Source organism: Pseudomonas sp. RSB 5.4 (assembly GCF_037126175.1).
GTDB classification, from domain to species: domain Bacteria; phylum Pseudomonadota; class Gammaproteobacteria; order Pseudomonadales; family Pseudomonadaceae; genus Aquipseudomonas; species Aquipseudomonas fluorescens_H.
The window spans coordinates 2,336,758-2,363,282 of record NZ_CP146986.1 but is presented as its reverse complement, the minus strand read 5'-3'; the positions used below and the strand labels follow the sequence as shown (position 1 = coordinate 2,363,282).

23 protein-coding genes are annotated in these 26,525 nt (G+C 56.3%); 8 read left to right on the top strand and 15 right to left on the bottom strand.

Annotated elements, in window-relative coordinates:
- The first annotated feature begins 296 nt into the window (after positions 1–296).
- From V9L13_RS10500 to V9L13_RS10475, 6 genes are all read left to right on the top strand, one after another.
- Complete coding sequence (locus V9L13_RS10500; RefSeq protein ID WP_003226276.1) at positions 297–950, top strand: ABC transporter ATP-binding protein; 654 nt, start codon at positions 297–299, stop codon at positions 948–950.
- Positions 947–3,418, top strand: coding sequence for an ABC transporter permease (locus tag V9L13_RS10495; protein ID WP_338802454.1), 2,472 nt, complete (start codon positions 947–949; stop codon positions 3,416–3,418). The genes V9L13_RS10500 and V9L13_RS10495 overlap by 4 nt, the downstream gene beginning before the upstream one ends.
- Positions 3,408–4,478: a lipocalin-like domain-containing protein gene (locus tag V9L13_RS10490; protein ID WP_338802453.1), complete on the top strand. Its 1,071-nt coding sequence runs from the start codon at positions 3,408–3,410 to the stop codon at positions 4,476–4,478. The genes V9L13_RS10495 and V9L13_RS10490 overlap by 11 nt, the downstream gene beginning before the upstream one ends.
- Positions 4,479–4,628: 150 nt before the next feature.
- Positions 4,629–4,871, top strand: coding sequence for a hypothetical protein (locus tag V9L13_RS10485; protein ID WP_338802452.1), 243 nt, complete (start codon positions 4,629–4,631; stop codon positions 4,869–4,871).
- A gap of 11 nt (positions 4,872–4,882) precedes the next feature.
- Complete coding sequence (locus V9L13_RS10480; protein ID WP_338802451.1) at positions 4,883–5,065, top strand: hypothetical protein; 183 nt, start codon at positions 4,883–4,885, stop codon at positions 5,063–5,065.
- Positions 5,066–5,150: 85 nt separating this feature from the next.
- Positions 5,151–5,735, top strand: coding sequence for a hypothetical protein (locus V9L13_RS10475; RefSeq protein ID WP_003226266.1), 585 nt, complete (start codon positions 5,151–5,153; stop codon positions 5,733–5,735).
- Between the two features lie 329 nt (positions 5,736–6,064).
- Here V9L13_RS10475 and V9L13_RS10470 read toward each other — a convergent pair whose 3' ends face one another.
- Complete coding sequence (locus V9L13_RS10470) at positions 6,065–6,871, bottom strand: glycosyltransferase (protein WP_338802450.1); 807 nt, start codon at positions 6,869–6,871, stop codon at positions 6,065–6,067.
- A 216-nt stretch (positions 6,872–7,087) separates the two neighbouring features.
- On the opposite strand from V9L13_RS10470, the gene V9L13_RS10465 reads away from it, so the two are divergent.
- The gene (locus V9L13_RS10465; RefSeq protein WP_338802449.1) at positions 7,088–7,900 is read left to right on the top strand and encodes a VanW family protein; all 813 of its coding nucleotides are present in this window, start codon (positions 7,088–7,090) and stop codon (positions 7,898–7,900) included.
- Positions 7,901–7,938: 38 nt separating this feature from the next.
- Here the strand turns inward: V9L13_RS10465 and V9L13_RS10460 are convergent, their stop codons facing one another.
- From V9L13_RS10460 to V9L13_RS10415, 10 genes are all read right to left on the bottom strand, one after another.
- Positions 7,939–8,436, bottom strand: coding sequence for a hypothetical protein (locus V9L13_RS10460; RefSeq protein WP_003226260.1), 498 nt, complete (start codon positions 8,434–8,436; stop codon positions 7,939–7,941).
- Complete coding sequence (locus V9L13_RS10455; protein WP_134786774.1) at positions 8,429–8,821, bottom strand: Imm50 family immunity protein; 393 nt, start codon at positions 8,819–8,821, stop codon at positions 8,429–8,431. The genes V9L13_RS10460 and V9L13_RS10455 overlap by 8 nt, the downstream gene beginning before the upstream one ends.
- Positions 8,822–9,198: 377 nt before the next feature.
- On the bottom strand, positions 9,199–9,819 hold the full coding sequence (locus V9L13_RS10450; RefSeq protein WP_338802448.1) for a hypothetical protein: 621 nt from the start codon (positions 9,817–9,819) through the stop codon (positions 9,199–9,201).
- Positions 9,820–10,054: 235 nt separating this feature from the next.
- Positions 10,055–10,441: a hypothetical protein gene (locus V9L13_RS10445; RefSeq protein WP_338802447.1), complete on the bottom strand. Its 387-nt coding sequence runs from the start codon at positions 10,439–10,441 to the stop codon at positions 10,055–10,057.
- A gap of 248 nt (positions 10,442–10,689) precedes the next feature.
- Positions 10,690–11,034 carry a hypothetical protein gene (locus V9L13_RS10440; RefSeq protein ID WP_338802446.1) on the bottom strand — a complete coding sequence of 115 codons (345 nt, stop codon included), beginning with the start codon at positions 11,032–11,034 and terminating at the stop codon, positions 10,690–10,692.
- 461 nt (positions 11,035–11,495) lie between these two features.
- Positions 11,496–11,828 (bottom strand): hypothetical protein, encoded by a 333-nt coding sequence (locus tag V9L13_RS10435; protein WP_045122541.1) that lies wholly within the window; start codon positions 11,826–11,828, stop codon positions 11,496–11,498.
- A gap of 2 nt (positions 11,829–11,830) precedes the next feature.
- Positions 11,831–16,498: an RHS repeat-associated core domain-containing protein gene (locus tag V9L13_RS10430; RefSeq protein ID WP_338802445.1), complete on the bottom strand. Its 4,668-nt coding sequence runs from the start codon at positions 16,496–16,498 to the stop codon at positions 11,831–11,833.
- A complete protein-coding gene (locus tag V9L13_RS10425) occupies positions 16,498–17,235 on the bottom strand; it encodes a DUF4123 domain-containing protein (RefSeq protein ID WP_338802444.1) in 738 nt (245 codons plus the stop codon). Before V9L13_RS10425 ends, V9L13_RS10430 begins: the two co-directional genes overlap by 1 nt.
- Positions 17,225–19,267, bottom strand: coding sequence for a type VI secretion system tip protein TssI/VgrG (tssI, locus tag V9L13_RS10420; protein WP_338802443.1), 2,043 nt, complete (start codon positions 19,265–19,267; stop codon positions 17,225–17,227). Before tssI ends, V9L13_RS10425 begins: the two co-directional genes overlap by 11 nt.
- 131 nt (positions 19,268–19,398) lie before the next feature.
- Positions 19,399–19,914: an Hcp family type VI secretion system effector gene (locus V9L13_RS10415; protein WP_003226246.1), complete on the bottom strand. Its 516-nt coding sequence runs from the start codon at positions 19,912–19,914 to the stop codon at positions 19,399–19,401.
- A gap of 407 nt (positions 19,915–20,321) precedes the next feature.
- Here V9L13_RS10415 and V9L13_RS10410 point away from each other — a divergent pair, with 407 nt between their 5' ends.
- Entirely contained in the window at positions 20,322–20,999 is a 678-nt protein-coding gene (locus tag V9L13_RS10410; protein WP_338802442.1) for a type 1 glutamine amidotransferase domain-containing protein, read from the top strand.
- A gap of 109 nt (positions 21,000–21,108) precedes the next feature.
- On the opposite strand, the gene V9L13_RS10405 is transcribed toward V9L13_RS10410, so the two are convergent.
- The 4 genes from V9L13_RS10405 to glcD all read right to left on the bottom strand — a co-directional run bounded on the left by V9L13_RS10405 (position 21,109) and on the right by glcD (position 26,357).
- A complete protein-coding gene (locus V9L13_RS10405; protein ID WP_338802441.1) occupies positions 21,109–22,497 on the bottom strand; it encodes a VOC family protein in 1,389 nt (462 codons plus the stop codon).
- A gap of 88 nt (positions 22,498–22,585) precedes the next feature.
- Positions 22,586–23,806, bottom strand: a complete 1,221-nt coding sequence (glcF, locus tag V9L13_RS10400) for a glycolate oxidase subunit GlcF (protein ID WP_338802440.1) — start codon at positions 23,804–23,806, stop codon at positions 22,586–22,588.
- Between the two features lie 2 nt (positions 23,807–23,808).
- Positions 23,809–24,858, bottom strand: a complete 1,050-nt coding sequence (gene glcE / locus V9L13_RS10395) for a glycolate oxidase subunit GlcE (protein WP_338802439.1) — start codon at positions 24,856–24,858, stop codon at positions 23,809–23,811.
- Positions 24,858–26,357, bottom strand: a complete 1,500-nt coding sequence (gene glcD, locus V9L13_RS10390) for a glycolate oxidase subunit GlcD (RefSeq protein ID WP_338802438.1) — start codon at positions 26,355–26,357, stop codon at positions 24,858–24,860. The genes glcE and glcD overlap by 1 nt, the downstream gene beginning before the upstream one ends.
- Positions 26,358–26,525: the final 168 nt, after the last annotated feature.

Sequence of the window (26,525 nt, the reverse complement as noted above, 5' to 3'; positions counted from 1 at the left end):
CCGGTTTTACTGGCCTCATCGCTGGCAAGTCAGCTCCCACAGTGTTTCAGGGTGAAGCCGGTATTTGTCGACAACCTCAACCCCTGTAGGAGCTTGCCTGCAAGCGATGGGGCCAGTTCAAACACCACTGACCTGAAGATACTTCCCACAGTGTTTGATGGTGATTCCAGTATTTGTGAGCAACCTCAATCCCTGTGGGAGCTGGCTTGCCAGCGATGAGGCCAGTACGAACACCTCTGATCCAATCAGGCCGCTATCCGCTATCCTTGCCCCACACTGACCCAACGGATGGCGGCATGCTTCAGGTTCAAGGCGTCTTCAAAAGTTACCTCACCCCCCAAGGCCCGCTCCCGGTGCTGCAAGGCGTCGACCTGACGCTAGAACCCGGCAGCAGTCTGGCGCTGATGGGCGAATCCGGCAGCGGCAAAAGCACCTTGCTGCACCTGATCGCCGGCCTCGACAAGGTCGATCGCGGCAGCATCCACAGCGGCGAGCATCGGCTGGAGCAGATGAACGAGGCGCAACTGGCCGACTGGCGCCGCACTGAAATCGGTCTGGTGTTCCAGCAGTTCAACCTGATCGGCAGTCTGCGGGTCGAGGACAATCTGGCGTTTCAGGCGCGTCTGGCCGGGCGGCATGAGCCGCGCTGGCAGGCGCATCTGGTGCAGCGTCTGGGCCTGGGCGATTTGCTCACGCGTTATCCCGAGCAGTTGTCGGGCGGCCAGCAGCAGCGGGTTGCGCTGGCCCGGGCCTTGGCGTCACGGCCAAAATTGCTGCTCGCCGACGAACCCACCGGCAGCCTCGACGAAGCCACCAGTGATGAAGTGCTGCGTCTATTGCTGGAGCTGCTTGATGACACGCCGACCACGCTGCTGATGGTCACGCACAGCCCGCGTGTGGCGGCACGCCTGGCGCGGCGCGTGGTGTTGTCCAACGGCCATCTGACGTGAACGTTTTCTGGCAAACCCTGCGCGCGCTGCTCAGTCATTGGCGGCGGCACCCGGTGCAGTTTTTCAGTGTGCTGACCGGGTTGTGGCTGGCTACAAGTCTGTTGACCGGGGTCGAAGCGCTGAACAGTCAGGCCCGCGACAGTTACGCGCGGGCCAGTCAGATGATTGGTGGCGAACCGCAGGCCAGTCTTGTTGCGCCCAGTGGGGCGACGTTTACCCAGCAGTGGTTCATTGATCTACGCCGCGCGGGCTGGCCAGTCTCGCCGCAGTTGCAAGGCCGGCTGATGCTCAAGGATCACCAGGAGCAGCGGCTGCAACTGATGGGCATCGAACCGGTGTCGCTGCCGACGGACGCTGCGGTGGCAGGGCAGGCGATGCCGATCGAGCGCATCGTCGAGTTCTTCTCACCGCCGGGCAGCACCTGGATTTCCCCGGAAACCCTGCACGCCTTGGGCCTGACCGAAGGCGCCACGCCGCAAACCGCCAGCGGCCAGACCCTGCCGCCGCTGCACACACAAAAGGACATGGCGCCGGGCGTGTTGCTGGTGGACATCGGTGTCGCGCAAACCCTGCTCGAACAGCCCGGGCAACTGTCGCGGCTGTTACTGCCCAAGGATTTTCATGCCGAGCTACCGCCGGCGTTCAATGGTCGGTTGCAGCTTAAAAGCAGCGCCGAGGAAAACAATCTTTCGCGCCTGACCGAGAGTTTTCACCTCAACCTCGATGCCTTGGGCTTTCTCTCGTTTCTGGTCGGGCTGTTTATCGTGCACGCGGCCATCGGTCTGGCGCTGGAACAGCGTCGTGGTCTGCTGCGCACGTTGCGCGCCTGCGGGGTTAGTGCGCGGATGTTGATCGGCTGTCTGATCGTCGAACTCGGTGTGCTGGCGTTGGTTGGCGGGGTGTTCGGGGTCATCAGCGGTTACTGGCTGGCGAGCGTGCTGCTGCCGGATGTCGCCGCCAGTCTGCGCGGTCTGTACGGCGCAGAAGTGGCGGGGCAGTTGCGCCTGAGCCCGTGGTGGTGGTTCAGCGGTATTGGTTTGAGCCTGTTCGGCGCGTTGCTGGCCGGTGCCAACAGTCTGCTGCGTGCGGCACGCTTGCCGCTGTTGGCGGTGGCGGATCCGCAGGCCTGGCATCAGCAACATGCGCGCTGGTTGCGCCGTCAGGGTTGGCTGGCGGCGCTGCTGGGCCTGATCGCGCTGTTGGCATTGCTGTTCGGTGACAGTCTCGGTAGCGGGTTTGTGTTGATGGCCGGGTTGCTGCTCGGCGCCGCGCTGGCGTTGCCGGTGGTGCTCAGCGCGGTGCTCAATCCCTTGCTCGGGCGCAGTCGCTCGGTACTCGGCCAGTGGTTTCTCGCCGACTGCCGCCAGCAACTGCCGGCACTCAGTCTGGCGCTGATGGCGTTGCTGCTGGCGCTGTCGGCGAACATCGGTGCTGGCAGCATGACCGCCGGTTTTCGCCAGACCTTCGACGACTGGCTCGAACAACGTCTCAGTGCCGAGCTGTACCTCAACCCGGTCAATCCGGCGCAGTCCCGCGAAATGTACGCCTGGCTCAAACAACAGCCGAGCGTCAGCGCGGTGCTGCCCAACTGGCAAGTGGCGGTGACCCTGCAGGGGTGGCCGGCGGATGTCTTCGGGGTGATCGATCATCCCTATTATCGCCAACACTGGCCGTTGCTCGAGGCGATTGCCGGCGATCCGTGGGCGCACCTGGCGACGGACGATGCGGTGATGCTCAGCGAACAATTGGCACGACGCCTGAAGGTGCGCGCGGGTGATCACCTGAGCCTGCCGACGCCGGGCGGGGCGTGGTCCCCGCGGATCGTCGGGATCTACGCCGACTACGGCAATCCCAAGGGCCACCTGCTGGTCAACAGTAATCATCTGCTGCGGCTGTGGCCGTCACTGACGCCGAACCGTTTCAACTTGCGCATCGCGCCGCCCGACATCCCGCCGTTTTTGCGCGCACTGCAAACGCGCTTTCAACTCGATGACAGCCGCATCGTCGATCAGGCGCGGCTCAAGGGTTGGTCGGTGCAAGTATTCGAGCGCACTTTCGCCGCCACCGCCGCGCTGAACAGCCTGACCCTGGCGGTGGCCGGTGTGGCGCTGTTCATCAGCCTGCTGACCCAGAGCCAGAGCCGCCTCGGGCAACTGGCGCCGCTGTGGGCGCTGGGTGTGACGCGCCGTCAGTTGATGCTGCTTAACCTCGGCCAGACCTGGCTGCTGGCGGTGCTGACGCTGGTGCTGGCGTTGCCGTTGGGGATCGCGCTGGCGTGGTGTCTGGATGCGGTGATCAACGTGCAGGCGTTCGGCTGGCGCTTGCCGTTGCGGATCTTTCCGCTGCAACTGCTGCAGTTGCTCGGGCTGGCGTTGCTGGCGACGTTGTTGGCCTCGGCGTGGCCGCTGTATTCGTTGTATCGCACGCAACCGGCGGATCTGTTGAGGACGTTTGCCCATGAGGATTAACCTGGTTGCGCTGCTGTTCGCGCTGTTGCTATTGGGCGGTTGCGATCAGCCTGTGCCTGCGCAGAAGGGTTTTGCCGGGCTCGGCGATCAGGCCGCGCAGTTCACACCGGTGGTGCCGGGGCGGGTATTCAGCTTCCCGGCGGATCACGGCGCGCACGAAGGTTTTCGCATCGAATGGTGGTACGTTACCGCCAATCTCAAGGATCAGCAGGGCCACGATTTCGGCGTGCAATGGACGTTGTTTCGCAGCGCCTTGAAACCGGTGGCGCAACAATCGGGCTGGGCCAACCAGACGATCTGGCTCGGGCACGCCGCAGTGACTTCAGCCACCGCGCATCATGCCGCCGAGCGCTATGCCCGAGGCGGAGTGGGGCAGGCCGGGGTGAACGTCGCGCCGTTCGAGGCGTGGATCGATGATTGGCGCTTCGCCAGTCAGGCGCAGGATCCGTTGACGGATCTGCAGCTCAGTGCCAGCGACAAAGCCTTCAGCTATCAACTGCACCTCACCTCCAGTCGTCCGCTGGTGTTGCAAGGTGACAACGGTTTCAGCCGCAAATCCGAACAGGGCCAGGCCTCGTACTACTACAGTCAGCCGTTTTTTCAGGCCAGCGGCACCCTGCAAATCGACGGCCGGACCTACACCGTCAGCGGCCCGGCGTGGCTGGATCGGGAGTGGAGCAGTCAGCCGCTGGCAGCCAATCAGACCGGCTGGGACTGGTTTTCCCTGCACCTGGACAGCGGTGAATCGCTGATGCTGTTTCGCACCCGGCAAACCGACGGCGCGCCGTATCTGACCGGCACCTGGATCAGCGCCGACGGGCAGACCGAAACCCTGCACGGCGAGCAGATCAAACTGACCGCCCAGAACACCGCCAAAGTCGCCGGACGCCAGATGCCGGTGCGCTGGTCGATCAGCATTCCAGACAAACACCTCGACATCCGCCTCGACGCACTCAATCCCAATGCCTGGATGAACCTGCGCATCCCTTACTGGGAAGGGCCGGTGCGGATCAACGGCAGCCATGGCGGGCGCGGCTATCTGGAGATGACCGGGTACTGAATTTCGTACACAAACCCCTGTGGGAGCGGGCTTGCTCGCGAAGTCCCCGGTACAGTCACCCACAGAGCAATTGCCCGGAACTCCGCCCCGTCTACCATCCTCTACCGATCAATCCCGGCCCATTTCGAGGCCCCGGCGAGGACTCCCCCCATGAGCGACGACCTGCAACCCCCCGACCTCACCACGTGGCAACGCCTGTTCGACGATCAGACCTACTGGCAGCAATCCCCCGACGCTCACTACCTCGACCTGCAACACATCGCCGACGACCTGCTCGCCCAGGGCGCGATCGATCTGGAGCAGTGGCAGATCCTGCGCGCCAAGGCCGATGACCTGCATAAGGATTCGCCTGCCGTGAACGTCACTAATGAACTGGATGACCCTGAAGCCTGAGGAGACCCGCCATGAAACCCGTATCCCCCAGCGAACACCCCGACGAACCCCGGCCACTGGGAGAAACCGAGCGCGACAACGACGCCCTGCGCCCGACCGACCCCAAACAGCGCGAGGACAGCGGCAAGGGCACCGCCAGTGGCGAATCCACCGCGCAGGAGACCGCCGCGTCAGAAACCAAAGCCAAGCCCTGAACAGCGTCTATGCTCAGTGGCACATTCGGCGCCAAACACGCGTTGGCGCCGGTTGCTGCCATTCATTACAGGGAAAGTACCGCTTATGAAGCTCCATGCTCTGGCCAAGGCCATCACCCTCGCAACCGTTCTGTCCGCCACCAGCTTCGGCGCAATGGCGGCCGATATTCCGCTGTCTGCCACTGTCGAAGCCGATCAAGTCACGACCAAAGTGCTGGCCGTCGATGCGGCCAACCACCAGGTCGTGCTGGAAGGCGCCGAAGGTCGTCAGGTTCACGTTCAGCTAAGTGACAAGGCGAAAAACCTCGCCAACCTCAAGGTCGGTGACCTGGTCAAAGTCGAAGTGCAGCGTTCCGTGGCGGCCTACCTCGATACCGATGTGGATAAAGGTCTGCCTGGCACGGTCGAGCGTAGCGGCGAGCTGCGCAACGCTCCCGGCACTGAAAACCCGGGCGGCGAGGCCTACCGGCAGATTCAGGTGCAACTGAAAATCACCAAAATTGATTTGAAGCAAAATCAGGTGACCCTGGAAAATCCGGCGGGCCAGTCGAAAATCCTCGACGTTAAAAAGCCTGAAATTCAAGCCAAGCTGAAAGATCTGAAAGTCGGGCAGAGCGTAGTTGTCACTTATACCGATGTATTAAAAGTGACCAGTCAGCATGAAAGCTGAGTATTAACTCTACAAGATGGTTGTTCTTGTACAGATTATTGTATGAGAACAATCATCTGAAAGGAGTTGAGCCGTGCTTTGAAAGTTTCGTGAAAGGATTTCGTCGATAAATATCTATTAACTTTTTCGTACATAAAATTTACCTTTATGTATGACGACATATCCGCCAACTTCTATTAAAATCCTTCCCGTTCGCCCAGTGTCAGGGCTCTTTACCGGTGCATGGATTGCCAGGCCATTACACTGGGCGAACACCTCTTCGGAGCGGATGTATACAATTTCAGATAAAAAAAGGGCGACTTTCAAGTCGCCCTTTTTTCTGTTCGCGATTATGCCGATGCCTGCCCCTCAAAGCGTTTGAGCGTGGCTTCATACATCTTGGTGCGGCGGTGGTTTTTGCCGTAGGTTCCAGCAGCTGAGACGGTTCCTGCCTGGATGTGATCCAGATAGCGGAAAATCTTGCGCGGCGCCAACAGCTTGATGCCGTAGCCCAACGCTGTCATTCGATCCTGCAGGGTATAACCGGGCACCCGGTCATCCATGCAAAAGTGCAGTCCGCGAGACTTCATCAACTTGGCGTTCCACAAAGTGCAGAAACTCTTCAGGTGAGTTTCCCGATAAGGTTTCGGCTCTTTACTGCGCAAACCCAACGCAGTTTTCGCCCGGCGAATATAGTGTTTGCAAAATCGCGAAGTTAACCGCCAGGTGTCTCTCACAATCCCACGATTGATTTGTTCGACACACCCGACTGCGGCGACGTCCGCAGACTTTATGCACTCACGCAGCATCATTGCAAAGACTTCCTTGTCGTAGACAAAGGTGTCGGTGTGCAGCAGAAACAGATAGTCGGTTTCAACTTTTTCCAGCGCCAGATCCAGCGCCTTGCCATGCGCAATATGTCCCGCTTCTTTGCCGGGGGAGGGACGTTCGATCAGGTTGATCCAGTCCAGCGAACGCAAATAATCCAGACTGGCATCCGCCGAATCATTGTCCACCACCCAAACCGGAATGCGCTGCGCCTGAACATGCTGACGCAACAACTCCAGGCACATCCGGGTGATGTCCGGGGTTTTGTAATTTACCAATACAAGACTGAAATTCGGCTGCGTAACGGCTGGTAAATCAAACTGGCTCATTTCGGGAAGCTCATCCGCGGTTGATCGGCGACAGGTGTCTCTCGGGCCGGGATGCTAGCGACGCAAGCTTAGTTGAAGCTTAATTTGCCGTTCAGGAGGTGAGGCGAGGTGTTTCGAGGCATGACATCTCGCGCACGACGCAAGCCGTCCCACAGGCTAAACTGCGCGCCCCTCAGATGCTTCAAGGAAGAAGCGGCACCTGCCGTCGCCTCACGGATGAAACCACTTTCCCTCTACCACCCGGCCCTGTATTGGCTGCGCGTGTGGCAAAAAAGACTGTTCCGCCAGATCGCCTGGCACTGCTCCAGCAAACGCTACGCACGCCTGGTTGCCGGCGCTGATCGCCTGCCATTCCGCTACCTCAAACACACCTCGAGACTCATCCGCAAACTCGGCGACTCCGACCTCGCCCTGCAACACAACAAAGTCATCAACCTGAAACTCGCCGTCGCCGCCATCGACGGCCTCATCATCGCCCCCGGCGAACACTTCTCCTTCTGCCGCCTCGTCGGCCGCCCAACCCGCAAACGCGGCTACGTCGAAGGCATGGAACTCTCCTTCGGCGAAGCGCGACGCGGTATCGGCGGCGGAATCTGCCAACTGAGTAACCTGATCCACTGGATGGCGATCCACTCACCGCTGATAGTCGTTGAACGCTCCAACCACAGCTTCGACCCATTCCCGGACGAGGGGCGAGTACTGCCATTCGGTTCCGGCGCGGCGATTTTCTACAACTACGTTGACCTGGTATTGCACAACCCGACGGATCGGAGTTTTCAGTTCAAGTTGAACGTGGGGGACACGCAGCTGGAGGGGGAGTTGTTGTGCGATCGAGTGCGGGAGTATCGGTATCACGTGTTTCAGGAAGGGCACCGGTTTGTACGGGAGGGAGAGCGGGTGTATCGGGAGAATGAGATCTGGCGGGAAGTGCGGGAGAAGGGGCAGGTGGGGGAATTGGTGGAGAGGGTGAGATTGTGTCGGAATCGGGTGGTGGTTAAGTATGAGGTGATGGACGAGTTGATCGGGTAGGGCGCACAAATAGCTACGATGATATTGGCGCCCACTGATCAGTTTCTGAAATAGAGCTCATCCAGTTGGCGTTTGCGTATGGATAGATACTCTTCCCATACCTTGGGGAAGTCTTCATCTTTGGTCAGCGGGAAGGTCAGATAGATGTGCCTTCCAACCACACTGATGTATTGCCTCACACGCTTGAAGGCGGGTTGTTCGTAAGCTGCCACGCTTTCGTCATAGGCGTCATGGTAGTGATGGATGCTCACTCGGTGCGGGGCGATCATGCACCGCGAGAAATCGATCACCCAGCAGCTGTCAACGGCTGTGCTCAAATAACCGTAGACACCGTCGCTGGATAGACGAATGCACGAATTAGCCTGGGTGCCGTCGTCATCGTTGACCAAAATGATCTTGTCCGCGAAGTAATTGATATTTCTGCCGTCAGGTCCTTGCAGGAGCAAGCTCCAGCCTTCGGCTCCCATGCGGAATTCACCGTTGTTTTCGAAGGTGGCGATCCAGTTATTGGCGAGTGTGATTTGATGTTTATTCATGGGTGCTCATGTAAACCGAAGGGCCGCAAAGTAATGGGTATTTTGTTTTGAACTCCAATAGAGAGTTTTCATTTTCTGCACGGATTAAAAAGTACTCGTCAATCTTCTCTATTTTGATAGTGAGGCTCTCTCGAGTAGGTATGTTTTTTAAGAGTAATTCCTTGACTCCGTTGCAGCTCAAGCCAATGCGGCAAGTGTTGAATCCCATCTTTATCCATTTTTCAGGTGCGGAGTCGGGGATTTCTGGGATATCGAATTCGAAGGTTATGTTAGGTCTGTTGTTGTCGATTGTTATTTGGAATAACTTTATCGTGCTAATTTTAATAGGTTTGGTGAATACTCTATTGAATAAGGTGTTGCCATCAAGTTCATTCCAGGTTTTCATTTTTTTTCCTTGAAGGGGTAGTGTTCTTTGGTGCCGGGGACCTTTCAGGTCCTAGTGTCATCGAAGGTAAAAGAGGCACAAGGGGCCAGATTTTTTTTCAATGTCTTTTGGGTCGTCATAAATAATAAAACTGTCCCCTTTTGTCTCAATAGGAAGTAATAGTGAAGGTAATATGTCGAGGCAGGGTTCTAGTTTCATTGTTCATATTTCGGAAAGTATTTTGTTTCATTGTTTTGAAAGCTCTATCGAGCGGTAGAGGTTTTTGTTGTGTGCACTGCAACTCTTTTATGTTGGCCAATTTTCTAGAGTGCTTCTTTGATTGAAAATCTCTGCAAGGAATTCTGAACAATTTTTCTTTTTCCCGATTCGTCACTATTTCATATTGAGTGCAATCGATAGCCTGCATCAAAATCGCATATGGTATACAAATTGCTAAAGCTAATATCGAAAATACCCTGAATTTCAGGTTGAACGCGATTTGCCTGTGAGTTTAATATCCCTACTGATTTCTGAAGTTCGTCATATGTGGGTATATAAGTGTGGTTTGAAGCAGTGAAGTCGAGGGTTACTTTTTTTGGGGAGATGATGGCAAGGTTGATTAATAATTCAGGAGTTGAGAATGATCTTCCGCCGATATCGTATATTTTATCTTTGTTCTCTAATTTTGGGCCGTAAGATTCGTGCGTCAAGTAGCCACTGTCCTGGTTTAATAAGCGTATTAATTTTTCGTGACCTTTTATTTTTTCAAATGTAATGATGGCTTGCTTAATGACCAGGAAACCGTCCTCGTCCATCTTTTCTAGAAAGCTTGGGTTCTGGTTTTTTATTGAAGAAACTGCCGATTTTTCTATTAAGTTAAGGACAAAATTAAATAGTTCTAGTTGGAATTTTTCTTGAATATTTTCGTTTGGAGGTATGTTTATATACGAGATAAGTCCGCCTGCATTATCGAAGTCGATAGCGCCAAAGGATTCTGTAATGTCAATTGAAAAATTCATTTTGCTCTCTCGATAAAAAATTGATCAAGTTTTTTTTGAATCGATTTGGTTGCCATCATTTGTTTTATGGTGTTTTGGGTTGAGTTTTGTTTATAAAGCTATTCTTAGACCTAATTAATTTTTTGTTTTTAGTGATTTTTATGTATTTGTTTGCGTGAAAATGGGGCTGAAAAGGGGGCAGATTTATTTCCTTCAACGAAAACAATCCGCCCCTTCCCTCATTGCAGTTCAGCAACTAGAGAGGATATTCACACCGCCATGGAGTAATGAAAAGTTCTGGATCGACGTTAAGCTTTTCAAGAAAGGCGTTGATTTCCGCTTCAGAGTTCATGGTTTCTATTTTTAAGATATTGATGTCTCGGTCGTCCACGCCGTCACTTGTTTCAAGTGTTTCGGTTGAGATTGTAAATATCACTGTTGCATATCGGAAATTTTTTGATTGATGGATGAAGTCATAATGGTTATATGGATCATTGGTAAAGGGGTTTTTGTAAATGGCGTATACTGAAATCCATTTTCTTAGTGAAGGGTTTTCGGATTCTAGCTCTTGCGCAATGTTGTTGTAGCCTGTTCCGTCGAGCCCAAACCATACACTTCGTGGGATACATTTCTGGGTTGTCATTTTTCGACCCTAGAACCGATTTGGCCAATAAATTCGGATTATTTTTCAAAGTGGAAGGGAACAGATTTATTTTGATTGCTTTTTTGGGCTGCCTACACAAAAAATCTGTGCCCTTTATTCGTTTTTCTATCGTGTCGGGTGGTCGCTAATTTTAATGCGATATTTTTATGGGAGTAGCAGAGTTTTTAGACTTTGAATTCTTTAATGGCCATCATCAGCTGTGCCGAAGTCGTGATCTGCATGTTTTTTCAAAGCTGTTCAAGATTAAGAGTGCATCCCTTGAGCTTTAATCGTTTGATTTTCTCATCAAATGTGTACTTTGGCAGATCTTTGTTTTTTAAATCGTACTGTTGCCTAAGCAGACGAAATAGTTTTCCTATATTTTTCTTGCTTCTCTCGTCAAGACTTTCGATTAAGTCGTAACTATTTCTCGATAAAAAGGCTATTTTATTTTTAAGTGTGTAGTAGGCGCTTATATTGGAGAATAATCCTTCGGCATCTGAATAATCTTCCTTAAAATATTTTGCGTAATCTTCAAATATCGATGTGAGTAAATTTTGTGCGGCTCTTTCTGATTTTTTAAAACGCCGCACATTTCCTACCAGTTGCTAATAAAAAGATGTTTTCCCCAGTCGGAGCCTCGAGCAAAATATTGTCCATTTCCTTTAAAGAAATCAGATATTTCGTGAAGGTCTAAAGCAGTTTCAAAAGTGGTCTTCATTGAAGCTTTTCCCAGTCATCGAAATTTTTCAATGAAAAAGGGGGCGGATTTATTTTCTGAAAAGAAGGCCAAAGGGAGGGCGTTCAATCCCTTTTGATCAAAAAGTGGCAAGCTGAAGCAGTATAGGTATGCTCAGTTTCTTGGTGAGTGATTTCACCAGAAATAGAAATCCATTATTTTTTATAAATTGAAAGTGTTTATGTGTTTATGTCATTCAGTTATATTGAGTTGCCATTTTTATCGAATAAAGAGTGGTTTTTTTCGATATTCTTTGAGTTGAGTATTAAATATGGATTTGTAGTTTTTATCAGTTTATATATTTCTGGGAAAAACTCAGAAGTAAAAAAACAATCCAGTATTATGTTTTATTGCTGATTCATTAAGCTTTAAGATTTTGTTTATTATTTCAGTGTTGGTGGTTTTTAATGCTTCTTGAAATATGTTGAGAGATGTTTGTAATTCTGAGATTCCTTGTATTTTTTCGTCTTCGTACTCGTCTATAAGTATTCCTAGTGTTGAGTTGATTTTTTCAATTGCTCCGGTCTTTACAAGGGTTGAGAATTCATCTTCGGAAAGAAAAATTTCTTCCAGATCTCCCGGTAAACATTCATCAAAGTCTAATCGATTCATTGCTTCCACGGTTACTGGCACTGAAATTGTTTTCACTTCTATGGTTCCTTGTTAAAGTGCGTAACTTCGTTGTATTCGCTTTGCGATCTGCCTGTTTGCTTTCCGTTCGGAAGCGTTTTGTTGCTAGGTACAATTCCGTCAAGGTTCAGATATTTACGTTTTCCGGGAAGTGAGGGGTCGTAAACTCTAAAATAGTTTCCATTCATGTCTTCTACTACTTCTACTCCGTTTTGAGGGTTTTTGTATATTTTCTTACCCTTATCAGTGGTGCTGATTATAGGATTGTTGCCGGCGAATTTTTCCACAGCATTATTTAAATTTGCTTTAGGCCAATTTGCAGAGTATTGAGCAGCTCGAGCTGCGCCTCCTGTCTCAGGTGCTTTTTGATCGCCCTCATTTACTTGTGGTTTTGTTGCAGCATCGTCAGCCCCCACTCCAGGCGTACAATTCTCGCCGCCTGGACAAGTACTCAGACCAAGCGGATCCACCCAACCCGTAGGATTAGGCACGTACTGATAGTTGTTCAACCCACCCGCGAGCTTGATCGGATCCGGCGTCAAAAAACGCCCAGTACCCGGATTGTAGTAGCGGTGCCGGTTGTAATGTAACCCCGTCTCGGCATCGAAGTACTGACCTTGGAAGCGCAGCGGATTATCAATCTCGCTGACGTCCAGCGCGGCGAGATTACCGTAGGCGCGGTACTTCGCCGACCACATGATCTCGCCGCTGTAATCTGTGAGTTCTTGCGGCGTGCCGAGGTGATCAAGCTGATAGTAGAACGGCGTAGCTTTGCGTGGACCTTCGCCGTCGAGCATTGCCAGAGGGCGGAAGCTGCCAGGTTCGTAAATGTAGCTGCGGTAGCGGTTTTCCGCGCTTTCAGCGATCAATCGTTCGCCTTGCCACAGAAACTCGGTAGTGTGGCCGTCGACGGTTTTTTCGATACGGCGACCAAAGGCGTCGTATTTGTAGGATGCGGTACTGCCGCCCGGCAGGCTGACGCCGATGAGGCGGTGCTGGCAGTCGTAGCGGTATTCGGTGACGAGTTTCTGGCCGGCACCACGGCGTTCGCGGATCAGGTTGCCGTAGGCATCGTAGTCGTAATGGCGGTCGCCCTGCATCAGCAGGCGGTTGCCTTTGACGTTGGCCAGGTTCGCTGTGCCTTCGTTGTTTTGACCCAGCAGGTTACCGGCCGGATCATGGGCGAAGCTTTCCGGTGTGGCGCCGCGCACGCTGATGAGTCGGTCGAGCGGGTCGTAGTGGTAGCTGCGCTTGCCTTTGCGGCTGTCATCGATACCGGCGAGATTGCCGTTGGCGTCGTAGTTGTATCGACGCTGAAACAGGTTCTTGTCTCGCTGGCCGACTGTGTGGGCTTGCAAGCGACCCTGCTCATCGTACTGGTATTGGCTGAGCAGCAGACCTTGTTGGCGTTGCTGTTCGCGTCCGGCGCTGAACTGGTGAGCGGTCAGGCGAGAGCCATTGAGGTCGATGCTGCTCAGACGTCCGCCGGGCAGGTGACGGTAGTCAAGTTTGCTGCCATCGGGCAGGCGGCAGTGGTTCAGTTGGCCGACGCTGTCATATTCGTAACGTGTGGTGCCCCAGCCTTGGTGTTCAGTGATCAGGCGATCTTGCACATCGTATTCGTAGGCGAGTGGCCAATTGCCGTCGTCGACATTTACCAGACGACCCAGTCCGTCGTAGCTGTAGTGAATCTCTTCGCCATCGGCGAGGATTTTTACCAACAGGCGGCCAGAAGCATCGCGCTGGTATTCGGTAACGAGTTCGCTGCCGTCATCGCCGAATTCGGTTTTCTTGACCAACTGGCTGTTGAGGTCGTACTCGTAGGCAGTGCGACGACCGTCGAAGCCGGTTTCCTGTTGGATCAGGCCGTTGGCGTAGTAGTCGAGGTGATATTGCTCGCCGCGCTCGTTCTCTATTTCGGTAAGCAGCAGTCCCGCATTGTCGTAGCGGTAGCGCAGTTGGCTGCCGTCCGGATTGATGCGACGACTGACAAGATGCAGGTTGTCAGCATATTCGTACTGGGTAATGCGCCCAAGTTCGTCTCGCTCGGCGGTGACGCGACCATACGGGTTATAGGTGAAGGCACGGCTGGCGCCACCGGGTAGGATCACCTGAATCAGACGGTCAACGGCATCCCATTGGTATTGAGTAATGGCGCCCGTTTCATCTTGGCGAGTGATTTGCCGCCCAAGTGCATCGTAACGGTATTTACGTTTCCCACCATCCGGTAACTGCTCTTCAAGCAATTCGCCGAGGTTGTTCCAACCTAACCTATGGCGGCTGCCATCCTGGTTTAGAATCTCTAAAAGACGACCTTGATCATCGTAAGAGTAATACGTTGAATTACCGTCGGGATCAATTTGTTGAGTGATATCACCTTGTTTGTTTCGTATATATTTCCAGATCGCATCGCCACGACGAACTTCGGACACAAAGCCGAATTTGTAGTCGTAAAGTGTAGGTGTGTCCTCTGGCGGAATTACTGCTTCCAATCGACCCGCGTCGTTGTACTGGTATTCCGTGATTGCGCCTAATGGATTCTTTTCGGCAACAAGACGGCCCTTTTCGTCGTAGATGTTGCTGTGTTCCGCTCCACCCGGTTCGACTTTGCTGATGAGTCTGGCGTGATCGTCATGAGTGTAGATTTCCTCACTGCCATCAGCGTTAGTAACAGTGACGCTTCCATTATCGTCCCAAGTATAGCGGGCATCCATCTGTGTAAAGTTTGCCCAATGATGGATGCATCGAGAGGATTTTCCTTCGTTCTCCCATTCCCAGAAGAAGCTCGCACCACCAGCTAGTTGCCTTTCGAGAATTACGTTTTGGTGGTTATAGGAATAAAGCTCACTTTCACCCGCGGCGTTTTTCGCTTCCACGAGGCGACTGTGCTCGTCGTATCGATAAGTGACAAGTGTTTGAATGGTGGCCCAAGCATCTTCCAGGTTGTCTGCAGGGATGAACTGCTGATAATCGACAGATACAATATGCTTGCGATCATAGCGAATTAATAATGCTCGTCCCGCACCGTTATCTACACGTTTGATTCGTCCATGAATATCGCGAGTAATATGAAGCCGATTACGATACCGGTCAGTAATTGCAATAAGTGTTGCGCCTTCGCTGTTGTACCTGAAGTGATAGAACAGCGGGCGCTCGCCTGCCTGGGTCAGAATGAGTTCAGATGGATCATCACCAATAAAGATAGCCGCTTTTGCTAGGCTATTGGTTATTGCTGACCGTTGTTCGCTAGGAAGCGGAAAGTTGGTGATGCGATTTTCATGATCTGTCCAGACAATCCCGTCGTCATTCACTTGGACTCGCTGCGCAAGAGCGTGACTCCACCCGTAGCCTAGTCCACAGTCTACTTCTGCTGCGCTAGTACGATATAGGCGGGTCCATTCGAATGGAAACAGTCCATTTAACTGGCCGTCAGTAAGCGTTAGCAGTTCCTCCCCTGTAACCATCGATACTGGGCAGCCGTTAACACAAGTTTCCCTGGTGCAGGCGACGTTTTTATCGTCGTGGTTGGTTGACTGTTTTGATTTGTCATCAACATGCTCTGAACTGCCAACTTTTGCATGGTCTTGTCGGTCCCAGCCAAGTTTGACCTTGCCCTTTTCAAAAGTCCCAGCGATCGCCCTTGTAGCGAGTTTTTTGTAGTGCTCGATCGCTTCCATGAACTTTTTAACAATACTGAATATGGATTTTACAAACCCAGAGACAGCTTCGATAACTCTTGCACCGTAGTTAACCAAGCGCACGCCGAGGTAGGCAATACCTGAGCCCTCTGCAGCGAACGTGAGAACGATCGCCAGAAGAATATCTATTAAAATAGTTACGATGGCGCTAGATATTTGTTCTGCGGTTTTTCCGGATATTACGCTGGGAGGGAGTTGTAGTAGCCAGATTCCTGACGCCTTCAGAATAAGAAAAAGTGCCGCTTGGTCGCTGGCTAGCAACATCAGCTTTTCCATCATCGCTGGTGTTTCTTTCGCTAGTCTCAACAAATCGCTCGCGCTTTCTCCCAATTCCTTTTCGAATTGTTTCGGATCCTTCAGGATCTCAAAGATTCGCTTAATGCCGTCAAATGCTGCCTTGATCGCCTCCCAACTTCCAATGAGCGTTCCCTTCATCTGGGCGAGGTAGGGGGAGGCAAGTGTTTCCTTCGGCCAAAGTGGTCTGTATTTTCTCCATTCTAAGTCGAGCCAGTCTTTTAACTGTGCGGTGAACCCGTCGTAGGAGCTAAATAGCTGATTTAGCTGATTTTTTGTTACTGAGCTTTGTACCCGAACGAAGTATTTTTTTCCTGGTAAGCCCTTGTAAACACCTTTTCCATCAGCATCGAGAGTGATAGAAGTTGCTGTGCCGCCTTCTTTGGGAGTGACCTCGACCGTTATATTGCCAACGGGAATGTCGTTGACGGAGACAAACTTACTTTCGATCAGCAGTCTGCCATCCTTGGGGCACTGTGCAACCGTGGATTCGAACTCATCGTCTTTCACACTGACAGTAGCGTTCGCGCTCCCGAGCTTGATGGATCTGCTCAACCCAAAAAATGCTGGTCTATCGAGAAATTGAGGCCCCTTGTCCAGCCATTCCGCATATTTGCTTTCAGTCAGTTCTCGGTAGTCCTTCAAACTGTCCGGGAAGGTAGAGAGTTGTTTATCAACAAAGGCAACGCGATCCATCAGCCTTGCTCCAGAATCAGGTGGTTTAACAGTGCTTCTTTAAGGTTTTTCGGCGCATCCGGGCGGCGCACGAAACGGCTGACTTTCAGCTTCAGGTTGTTCTCAGGCCAAGCGTTGTAAATGTCCGGGCGGTCTTCTTCCAGCCACTGCATAAGGTTGCGGATCAGTGTCGTCGGGTTGTCCTTGGCTAAGCCATCCAGCAAATCCTTCGGCACCTCCCACCACGGCCAATCCTTCACCTTCGGCAACACCCGTGTCCCAACCTCCAGCGTCTGCCCATTAATCAGATACCGCTCAAACATCGGCATTACTTCCCCAGCCTTCTCCCCAAGCCCCTTCAGAATCGGGTAGATATGCCGCCCATCCCAGAACCGGAAAAACACCTCAGTTCCGTCCGGCATCTTCACCTGGGTCAGGCTGCGCAGGTGTTCGAACACCTCGTTCGGTTCGGCGCGTGAGACCGCCAGCCAGCCCCAGTCGAGGGCGTCGGTTTCGGCGATCCACGGCAGGAATGCCGAGTTCGGTTTGAGTTCGGTGACGTAGGGCATCACCGGTTGCCAGGTGGAGTAGGGCGTGCCGCCCCAGATCGGCAGGAGCTGGGCGGTGGGTTCGGTCAGGTACAGGGTTTTCAGCGCGTCGGCATCACTCGCCGCACTGATGACCAGATACAGGCGCTCGCCAGTCTGCAGCGGCTGTTGTGCCAGCCAGTCCTTGGGTGTCAGTCGATCAGATGGCACAGGCACCTGCCTTGCATTTTTCGCATTCTTCGCAGAACGGCGCGTTGCGTTTGAGGGTGTTGATCTGGGCCGGGGTCAGGACTTGGCCGGCCTTGTCGGCGTCGGCCTGTTTGAGGATGCCGGGCATCAGCGGGGCGGCGCCGGTGCCGCTGCCGGGGCTGCCGCCGGAGTTGATGTTGATCGTCGGGCCGCTCATGGTCACGCCGCCGGCGTCGATCTTGATGAAGCTGCCGCCGCCGACCAGGGTCAGCTCGGCCCCGGCTTCGAGCACGACTTTCATGCCGCTGCTCAGGTGGATTTCCTGGCCGGCGTCGATGAACTGGCCGGTGCCGATCTTGATGTGCTGGTTGACGCCCACGGTCAGGTGGTCGTTGGCGCGGGCTTCGACTTTGCGGTCTTCGTAGACGGTGTGGTGTTCTTCGGCCTTGAATTCTGTGTAGCTGTTTTGCTCGACGGTGTCGTGGCGTTCGTTGCCGACGCGGATCTTCTGGTCGTGCTCGATGTTCTCGTCCCAGTCGCGCTGGGCGTGGAGGAAGATCTGCTCCTGACCTTTCTTGTCTTCGATGCGCAGTTCGTTGTAGCCACCGCCACCCATCGAACTCAGGGTCTTGAAGGTGCTGCGGGTCTTGTTCGCCGGCAGCTCATACGGGACGGTGTTTTCCTTGTGGTACAGGCAGCCGCTGATCAGCGGTTGATCGGGGTCGCCTTCAAGGAAGGTGACCAGTACTTCCATGCCGATACGCGGGATGGCGATGCCGCCGTACTGGGCGCCGGCCCAGGCACTGGAGACGCGCAGCCAGCAGCTGGTTTTGTCGTCGGCCTGGCCTTCGCGGTCCCAGTGGAATTGCACTTTGACCCGACCGTACTGGTCGCAGTGGATCTCTTCACCTTTCGGGCCGGTGACCACGGCGCTCTGGCTGCCGAGGATGCGCGGTTTCGGGTGGCGCAGCGGTGGACGGTTCGGCACGTCCCACGGGGTCGCCTGAAAGCGGTTGCGATAGCCCTGATGGAAATCGTCTTTCAGCGCGGTGGTGTCGCTGGTCACCGACTCTTCCAGCACTTGCGGCTGCTTGCCTTCGTGCAGGACTTCGGTCAGCAGCCACAGGTCGTTCCACTTGGCCTTCGGGTGCTCGGTCAGGGCGAGGAAATGGCCGCTGACCAGCAGTGGCTGATCACTCTTGCCTTCGGCGAGCTGGAAGTCGCTGCGGTGACGTTCGAGGGCGCGTTTGGCCAGGTGCTTGCCGCGCTCGCGGTCGATGAAGCGGCCCGGGTAGTCGTAGTCTTCGAGATCGGGCAGGGCGTCGCCGCGGTTTTCGCTTTCCAGCGTCAGGCGCGGTTTTTCGAAGTCGTAATCGCGGCGCGTGGTGCGGGTGGTGCGGGTTTCCAGGCGCAGGTCGAAACGCTTGATCACCGGGTTGCTGGCGACCATGCCGGAGTCTTGCTGGTAGGCCACAGGCTTGAGTTTCGGGAACACCGTCTGGTCATCGCCGAAGACGAGCTTGTGCGCTGTAGCGCTGTGCTGGAAGTGGTAGTGAATACCTTCCTCCTCGCACAGACGCTGGATGAAATGCAGGTCCGATTCATCGTATTGCACGCAGTAGATGCGCTCGGGATAGATCGAACCGGTCTTGAATTCGTAGGCGTTGCTCTGGATGCCGTGCTCTTCGAGAACCATGCCGATGATTTTCGGCACCGTGAAGTTCTGGAAGATCCGCTGGTTGACGCGATGCGCCAGGTACGAAAGTTGCGGACGCAGGGTCACCGAATAACGGGTCAGGCGTTTGCCCGAGTCACCTTGCGCGGCGCGGTAGATCTGGCCGTGGATGCCGCTGCCATCGGGCGACAACTGCAGAAAGGCCGGCTTGTGCAGCAGGGTTTCGAGGTCCAGCGACGGCTGCTCACTGACCAGCTCCACCTCGAACACAAAAGGCTGGCTGATGGCTTCCCGGCCGGTCAGGGTGAATACCTGAAAATCGGCGGAGAGCCCTTCGATGGTCAGGGCAAAGTGGGTTTCATTGGCCGGCGCGAACATCCCTTGTTCCTCGTGCTGTACAGCGGCGTTCGTCGACAACCGCAAGGCGGTTCAACGCACGCGAAATTCTGGAGGGGCGTAAACAACATCGACCAGCAGGGCTGGTCGATGCTTGTAACGATCAGCCGTAATTAAACGACTGGAGCACGCCAGTCATCGGAACCCGAAGTACCGGATACTTCGTGGGTCCAGGTGATTTTGCGGTAGGTGAACTGCACTTCTTCCAGGTGGGTGAAGTGCGAGTTGCCTGGATCCTGGCAGTTGTGCATTTTGTTGTTGATGGCGACGATGATCGCGTCTTCCAGTTTGGTGGTGTAGTAGTGCTCTTGAGTACCTTGAGCAGAAGTACGGTACCACTGGATAACGATTTCGCTCATGCGCTCGCCGGAGGTCAGAGCAGCTTGCAGCAGAGGCGAAGCCTTGTCGTAGACCTTGGTGATGATCACTGGCTTGTGAACGCGCTGACCGGTTGGCTGACCGGACTGTGGGTCACGCGGGATGATCACGTCGTGGCTGAAAGCCTGAACCATAACCTGGTCTTCGTGGCCTTCCTGGTAGGTGTTGCCAACGGAGTCGGCGGTGAAGGCGCCGGCAGTGATCAGGCCTTGTTTTTCGCCGGTAACCGACATGTACGCTGGTGTTGCCATGGGGTGCTCTCCTTGCGGATAAATTTAGGGTGCCCGGGAGGCGAAATCGCCCGGTGGGTGCCTGACTGTTATCAAGGAGCGTGCCAGGTTTATCGAAGGTCCCGGCAGCCGGGGGTGAAGCAGCTCCAGCCTGCGTTATGACCGATGTTTTTTGCTGTATCGAGGAGGAAAGTGCGCAACTTCTTGCGCAGTACTGCGCAAGAAGTTGCGCACTCGGCTGTAAGCCAAGCCAGTCAAGGCCTACAGCGCGATGATCAGTCTTTTTCGCCGAGCGAGTGCGCAAGAAGTTGCGCAGTAAGGCCAAGTGCCAGCGTCGAGCGCTTGAAACGATTCGCCCTGCGCGACGGTCAATCACTCACGACCGCGCCAACGGCGTCCGCACCTTCCCCACAGCGAGTGAGAACGACATGAAAATCCTGATGGTTTTAACGTCCCACGATCAATTGGGTGATACCGGCAAGAAAACCGGTTTCTGGCTGGAAGAATTCGCCGCGCCGTATTACGTGTTCAAGGATGCCGGCGCGCAACTGACGCTGGCCTCGCCCAAGGGTGGCCAGCCACCGCTGGACCCGAAGAGTGACGAACCGGACGCGCAGACCGCCGCGACCGAGCGCTTTCGCAAGGATTCCGCCGCCCAGTCGGCACTGTCCTCCACGGTCAAGCTGGACACGGTGAAGGCTGCTGATTTCGATGCCGTGTTCTATCCCGGCGGCCACGGCCCGCTGTGGGATCTGGCTGAAGACCGCCATTCGATTGCATTGATCGAAGCGTTTTACAACAGTGGCAAACCAGTTGCGGCGGTGTGTCATGCGCCTGGTGTGCTGCGCCATGCCAAAGGTGCGGACGGTCAGCCGCTGGTCAACGGTAAGCAGGTGACCGGTTTCACCAACAGCGAAGAGGAGGCGGTAGGGCTGACCGACGTGGTGCCGTTTCTGGTGGAGGATGAGCTCAAGGCCAAGGGCGGGATTTTCTCCAAGGGCGCCGATTGGTCGAGCTATACCCGTGAAGACGGGTTGTTGCTGACGGGGCAGAATCCAGCATCTTCGGAGGAGACGGCGTTCGCGCTGTTGTCGCGGTTGCGCTAGAAGCAACTTTTGATTCTGTGGCGAGGGAGCTTGCTCCCGCTGGAGTGCGCGGCGCTGCCAAAACGAGGGCCGCTTCGCAGCCCAGCGGGAGCAAGCTCCCTCGCCACAGTCAGAACAGTTTCACGCCCAAAACCTGGACACACTCCTCAATCGAACGTCGCTGCGTCTCAGCGTACAACCCCAGCTCATCAATGGTTGCGCGGCCCAAGGCCTGTTCAAACGCCTGACGGTTAGAGTGTTCGCCATAGTGCGTCTGCGCGGCATCCCCAAGGTTCGACTGAAAAATCCCCGCGGCACTCACCGGCAGGAAATCTTCGTACACCAACGGTTCAGCTTTCACATGGCCATCGCGGAGCAAATCCTCCAGTGATGCCGACGTGAGGCTACCCGCTGCCAGGCCTTTTTCCGTAGGGAAGTAGCGAAAGTACGCCAGTCCCTGTTCACGCATGCCGTCGACGCTGTCAGGAAATTCGCCAAAGTGCTGGGTCATCAGCGCGTTGTAGCGTGCGGCGTTGCCTTCGTTGGGGAAGTCACCGAGTTCATCGCGGGCGGCATTCAGCAAACGGTCATACAGCGCTCGCCCCTTGGGAGTCAGCGCCGCACCGCGTTGTTCAATCTCGCCGAAACGCGCGCTGTGGCTGCCGTGGGTGTCACTCTGGTCGGTGAAGGCAATCGGCTCGTCGAGCGCCTTGAAACTGGTTTGGCGCAGAAGGATCGGGCAGTGCCGGCGCGGCGGGCCTTCGATCACTGCTTTCGGGGTGATGCCATGTAGCGGCATCTGCGCCTGGACGATGTCGATGTCCAGGGTGCGCGGGGTCAGGTGATTGATGTGCGGGCCTTTGAACGCCACCACATCGGCGATCAAACGGTGCTGGGCGCTGAGGGTCTGGTACTGCGCGGCGGTGACGGTTGCGCTGTGATGCCAGCGAAAGGTCTCCAGTGCCTGTAGGACGAATTGCGCCGCTTCATCCTCATTCAGCCCGCCAGCTGACTCAGCCTGCTCGATCAGACGCAATGCCGTAGGGGTAAAGATCGAACGCCGGTTCAGCACCGATTCGGCAAACGCGCGCAGCTCGGGATCCTCGATCAGTTCCAGGCGCAGCAACGAGGTGAACACCCTAAACGGACTGATCTGCAACGCAGCCTCATGCACCGCGCGAAACGCCGTGGAGTGCACCGGCACACCCGCTGGGGTCAAGTCGTAATAACCCACCGGTTGCATGCCCATCACCGCGAACAGGCGGGCGAGGGTCGCCAGCTCTGTAGCCGTGCCGACGCGGATGGCGCCGTGGCGTTCCATGTCCAGTCGTTCGATTTCACCGGTGCTGTCGAGCTGCCGTGCGATGTCCGGCTGAGCGGCGAGCACTTCGCGATTGGTCTGTTCCACCAGTGCCATCAGCGCGCCGTACAGCGGCACTTCTTCGCGGTACATGTCGGACATCGCTTTGGAGAAGCGTTGGCGGATCAGGTCGGGGCTGACGAAAGGCTGCACGGTCATGAAAAAAATTCCTGCCACGGTCACGTAATGGATGGAGGAAAAGATCGCAGCCTTCGCCGACGGCGGCAAACGAAGAATCCTACGAACTTCATTCTGCCAACGACTGATCCACCAGTTCGATCCAGTGCAAAACCTGGGTGCGCCCGGCGCCGGCCAGATGATTCTGGCAACCGATGTTGGAGGTGACGATCAGGTCCGGGCGATCGCTCTCCAGGGCGTTGAGGCGGTTGTCGCGCAGTTGCCGGGCAAGGGTCGGTTGCGTCAGCGAATAGGTGCCGGCCGAACCACAGCACAAATGCCCGTCCGGCACCGCCGTGAGGTTGAAGCCCAGCCGGGTCAACAGTGCCTCCACCGCGCCGCCGAGTTTCAGCGCATGTTGCAGAGTGCAGGGGCAATGCACGGCGATCCGGCGTTGGCTGGCGGCGCACACTGTCTCCAGAGGTTCCTGCGCGAGCATCTGCACCAGATCCAGTGTCCGTTCGCTGATCTGCCGCGCCTTGTCGGCGTAGCGCGGATCCTGCGCCAGCAAATGCCCGTAATCCTTGATGAAGGCGCCGCAACCGCTGGCTGTCTGCACGATGGCTTCGGCGCCGTTTTCCAGGTGCGGCCACCAGGCATCGATGTTCTGCCGGGCGCGGTCGAGGCCTTTGGCCTGGGCGTCGAGGTGATAGTCCAGTGCGCCACAGCAACCGGTCTCGGCCACCGGGGTGACGCTGATCCCCAGTCGATCGAGCACCCGCGTTGTCGCGTCGTTGGTGTTCGGCGACAGGCCCGGTTGCACGCAACCTTCAAGCAGCAACACCCGCCGCGCATGGCGCGGAGCAGGGCGTGAGCCGGATGCTGACGAGCGCTGCGGCAATTTGCTTTCGAACAGGCGCGGCAGCAAAGGCCGGAACGTCGTGCCGACCCGCAGCAAGCCCTTGAACACGCCGGGATTCGGCGCCAGTGCGCGCAAGCCCTCGCGCAACAGACGTTGGGCGGCAGGGCGCGGCACGGTCTTGTCGACCACTGCCCGGCCGATGTCGAGCAGGTTGTGATAATCGACGCCGGAAGGGCAGGTGGTTTCGCAATTGCGGCAGGACAGGCAGCGATCCAGATGCAGTTGAGTCTGCGCGGTGGCCGCGGCGCCTTCGAGCACTTGCTTGATCAGATAGATGCGTCCGCGCGGCCCGTCGAGTTCATCGCCGAGCAATTGATAGGTTGGGCAGGTCGCGTTGCAGAACCCGCAGTGCACGCAGGTGCGGAGGATCTTTTCCGCCTCGGCGGCGCGCGGCAGGCGTCGGGACTGTTCGCTGAGGGTGGTTTGCATGGCTAGAACTCCGCGTACATCCGGCCGGGGTTGAACAGCCCTTGCGGGTCGAGTTGCGCCTTGAGTTGCCGGTGATAACGCATCAGCGTGCGCGGCAGCGGCTGGAACGGTGTGTCGCTGGCGCCATGAGTGAAGCAGGTGGCGTGCCCGCCGAGTTCCTGGGCGAGGATCTGGATGTGTTCGTGATCGGATTTCAGCCAGCGTTGCGCACCGGCCCAGTCGATCAACTGCTGGCCGGGCAAGTCCTGCGGCCCGAGATTGTTCGGCAGCGACAGGCGCCACAGCGGCAGGCCTTCGTCGAAAAAGCCCAGGCGTTGTTCGTTCAAGTCGCGCCAGAAAGCCGAGTCCAGCGGTTCGCCGCCGAGGCGTTGATGCGCAGCGGTTACCGAGCCTTCGCCACCCTCAAGGCGCAGATACAGGCTTTGCCCGTCATGGCAGGCACCGCTGATCGGCAACGGTTGCTGGCCCCATTCGGCAAGCCGCGCCAGCGCCCGGGCGCAATCGAGGTCGAGGCGGATGCTCAGGCATTGACGCGGTTTCGGCAGGACTTTCAGCGACACTTCGGTGAGCACGCCAAGGCAGCCGAAACTGCCGGTCAACAGGCGCGAGATATCGTAGCCGGCGACGTTTTTCATCACCTCGCCACCGAAACGCAGGTGTTGGCCGAGCCCGGTGATGACCCGAGTGCCGAGAACAAAATCGCGCACCGAACCTGACCATGGCCGCCGTGGCCCGGATAAACCGCAGGCAATCATCCCGCCCACCGTGGCGCTGTCGCCGAAGGCCGGCGGCTCACAGGGCAACATCTGCCCGGCCGCGTCAAGCGCCGCCAGCAATTCGCGTAACGGCGTACCGGCGCGCACGCTGACCACCAGCTCCGTCGGTTCATAGCGCACGATGCCGCGATGCGTGCGAACGTCGAGCACTTCACCGGCCACTTCGCGGCCGAGAAACGCTTTGCTGTTGCCGCCCTGAATTTTCAGCGGCGTGGCGTTGGCCCGGGCCTCATTGACCTGATCGAGCAGCGCGCCGCTGGCGTCGAAATCAGCCATCAGAAGCGCTCCAGTTCGGGGAATGGCAGGTGCCCGGCATGAATGTGCATCGCGCCGAATTCCGCGCAGCGATGCAGGGTCGGGATGTTTTTGCCGGGGTTGAGCAGGCCTTGCGGGTCGAACGCGGCTTTTACCGCGTGGAACAGCGTCAGTTCAGCGCTGTTGAATTGCGCGCACATCTGATTGATTTTCTCGCGGCCGACCCCGTGTTCGCCGGTGATGCTGCCGCCGACCTGCACGCACAGTTCGAGAATCTTCCCGCCCAGCGCTTCAGCGCGTTGCAGTTCGCCCGGTTGGTTGGCGTCGAACAGAATCAGCGGGTGCATATTGCCGTCGCCGGCATGAAACACGTTAGCCACGCGCAAGCCGTATTCGGCGCCAAGGCGGGCGATGCCTTGCAGCACGCCGGGCAACTCGCGGCGCGGGATGGTGCCGTCCATACAGTAGTAGTCCGGCGACAAGCGACCGATCGCCGGAAAGGCGTTTTTGCGCCCGGCCCAGAAGCGCACGCGCTCGGCTTCATCGCGGGCCTGACGCACTTCGCTGGCACCGGCCCGGGTCATGACCTCGCGAACCCGCAGGCAATCGTCGTGGACATCGGCTTCGACGCCATCGAGTTCGCACAACAGGATGGCTTCGGCATCGACCGGGTAACCGGCGTGGATGAAGTCTTCGGCGGCGCGGATGGCGAGGTTGTCCATCATCTCCAGGCCACCGGGAATGATCCCCGCGGCGATGATGTCAGCCACGGCGCGGCCAGCCTTTTCCACCGAGTCGAAACTGGCCAGCAGCACTTTGGCGACCTGCGGTCTGGGCAGCAGTTTGACCGTCACTTCGGTGATGATCCCCAGCAATCCCTCGGAACCGGTGAACAGCGCCAGCAAATCGAAACCCGGCGTATCGAGGGCGTCGCTGCCCAGCGTCAGGCGTTCGCCTTCGATGGTCAGCACTTCGATTTTCAGCAGGTTGTGCACGGTCAGGCCGTATTTGAGGCAATGCACGCCACCGGCGTTTTCCGCGACGTTGCCGCCGATCGAGCAGGCAATCTGCGAAGACGGGTCCGGCGCGTAATACAGGCCGAACGGCGCGGCTGCCTGGGAGATCGCCAGATTGCGCACCCCGGGTTGAACCCGTGCGGTGCGGGCCGCCGGGTCGATGTGCAGGATGTTGTTGAACCGCGCCATCACCAGCAGCAGGCCTTTTTCCAGCGGCAGCGCGCCGCCCGACAACCCGGTGCCGGCGCCACGGGCAACCACCGGCACGTTGTGTTGATGACAGAGCTTGAGCAGGGCCTGCACCTGATCGAGTCGCCGGGGCAGGGCCACCAGCATTGGCGTGGTGCGGTAGGCCGAGAGGCCGTCGCACTCGTACGGCTTGAGTTCGTCTTCGCGCCAGAGAATGTCGAGGTCCGGAACGGCGTGCTGCAGGGTTTTCAGCAGTTCAGCCTTGTTCACCTCCGGTAGCGGGCCATCGAGGCGTTCGTCGTAGAGAATGTTCATTCCGACCTTCCGAATCTTTGTCGCCGGGACGGTTTTTTGTGGCGAGGGAGCTTGCTCCCGCTGGGCTGCGCAGCAGACCTGAGATTGGTGCCGTGTCGAGGCAGGCAAGTCGCTTTCGCTGGATCAGGGCCGCTTCGCGCCCCAGCGGGAGCAAGCGCCCTCGCCGCA

Bases quoted from the DNA above. Each gene is read 5' to 3' on its own strand.
- V9L13_RS10500 (WP_003226276.1), top strand. From the start codon at position 297: ATGCTTCAGGTTCAAGGCGTCTTCAAAAGTTACCTCACCCCCCAAGGC.
- V9L13_RS10490 (WP_338802453.1), top strand. From the start codon at position 3,408: ATGAGGATTAACCTGGTTGCGCTGCTGTTCGCGCTGTTGCTATTGGGC.
- V9L13_RS10485 (WP_338802452.1), top strand. From the start codon at position 4,629: ATGAGCGACGACCTGCAACCCCCCGACCTCACCACGTGGCAACGCCTG.
- V9L13_RS10480 (WP_338802451.1), top strand. From the start codon at position 4,883: ATGAAACCCGTATCCCCCAGCGAACACCCCGACGAACCCCGGCCACTG.
- V9L13_RS10475 (WP_003226266.1), top strand. From the start codon at position 5,151: ATGAAGCTCCATGCTCTGGCCAAGGCCATCACCCTCGCAACCGTTCTG.
- V9L13_RS10470 (WP_338802450.1), bottom strand. From the start codon at position 6,871: ATGAGCCAGTTTGATTTACCAGCCGTTACGCAGCCGAATTTCAGTCTT.
- V9L13_RS10465 (WP_338802449.1), top strand. From the start codon at position 7,088: ATGAAACCACTTTCCCTCTACCACCCGGCCCTGTATTGGCTGCGCGTG.
- V9L13_RS10460 (WP_003226260.1), bottom strand. From the start codon at position 8,436: ATGAATAAACATCAAATCACACTCGCCAATAACTGGATCGCCACCTTC.
- V9L13_RS10455 (WP_134786774.1), bottom strand. From the start codon at position 8,821: ATGAAAACCTGGAATGAACTTGATGGCAACACCTTATTCAATAGAGTA.
- V9L13_RS10450 (WP_338802448.1), bottom strand. From the start codon at position 9,819: ATGAATTTTTCAATTGACATTACAGAATCCTTTGGCGCTATCGACTTC.
- V9L13_RS10445 (WP_338802447.1), bottom strand. From the start codon at position 10,441: ATGACAACCCAGAAATGTATCCCACGAAGTGTATGGTTTGGGCTCGAC.
- V9L13_RS10430 (WP_338802445.1), bottom strand. From the start codon at position 16,498: ATGGATCGCGTTGCCTTTGTTGATAAACAACTCTCTACCTTCCCGGAC.
- tssI (WP_338802443.1), bottom strand. From the start codon at position 19,267: ATGTTCGCGCCGGCCAATGAAACCCACTTTGCCCTGACCATCGAAGGG.
- V9L13_RS10415 (WP_003226246.1), bottom strand. From the start codon at position 19,914: ATGGCAACACCAGCGTACATGTCGGTTACCGGCGAAAAACAAGGCCTG.
- V9L13_RS10410 (WP_338802442.1), top strand. From the start codon at position 20,322: ATGAAAATCCTGATGGTTTTAACGTCCCACGATCAATTGGGTGATACC.
- V9L13_RS10405 (WP_338802441.1), bottom strand. From the start codon at position 22,497: ATGACCGTGCAGCCTTTCGTCAGCCCCGACCTGATCCGCCAACGCTTC.
- glcF (WP_338802440.1), bottom strand. From the start codon at position 23,806: ATGCAAACCACCCTCAGCGAACAGTCCCGACGCCTGCCGCGCGCCGCC.
- glcE (WP_338802439.1), bottom strand. From the start codon at position 24,858: ATGGCTGATTTCGACGCCAGCGGCGCGCTGCTCGATCAGGTCAATGAG.
- glcD (WP_338802438.1), bottom strand. From the start codon at position 26,357: ATGAACATTCTCTACGACGAACGCCTCGATGGCCCGCTACCGGAGGTG.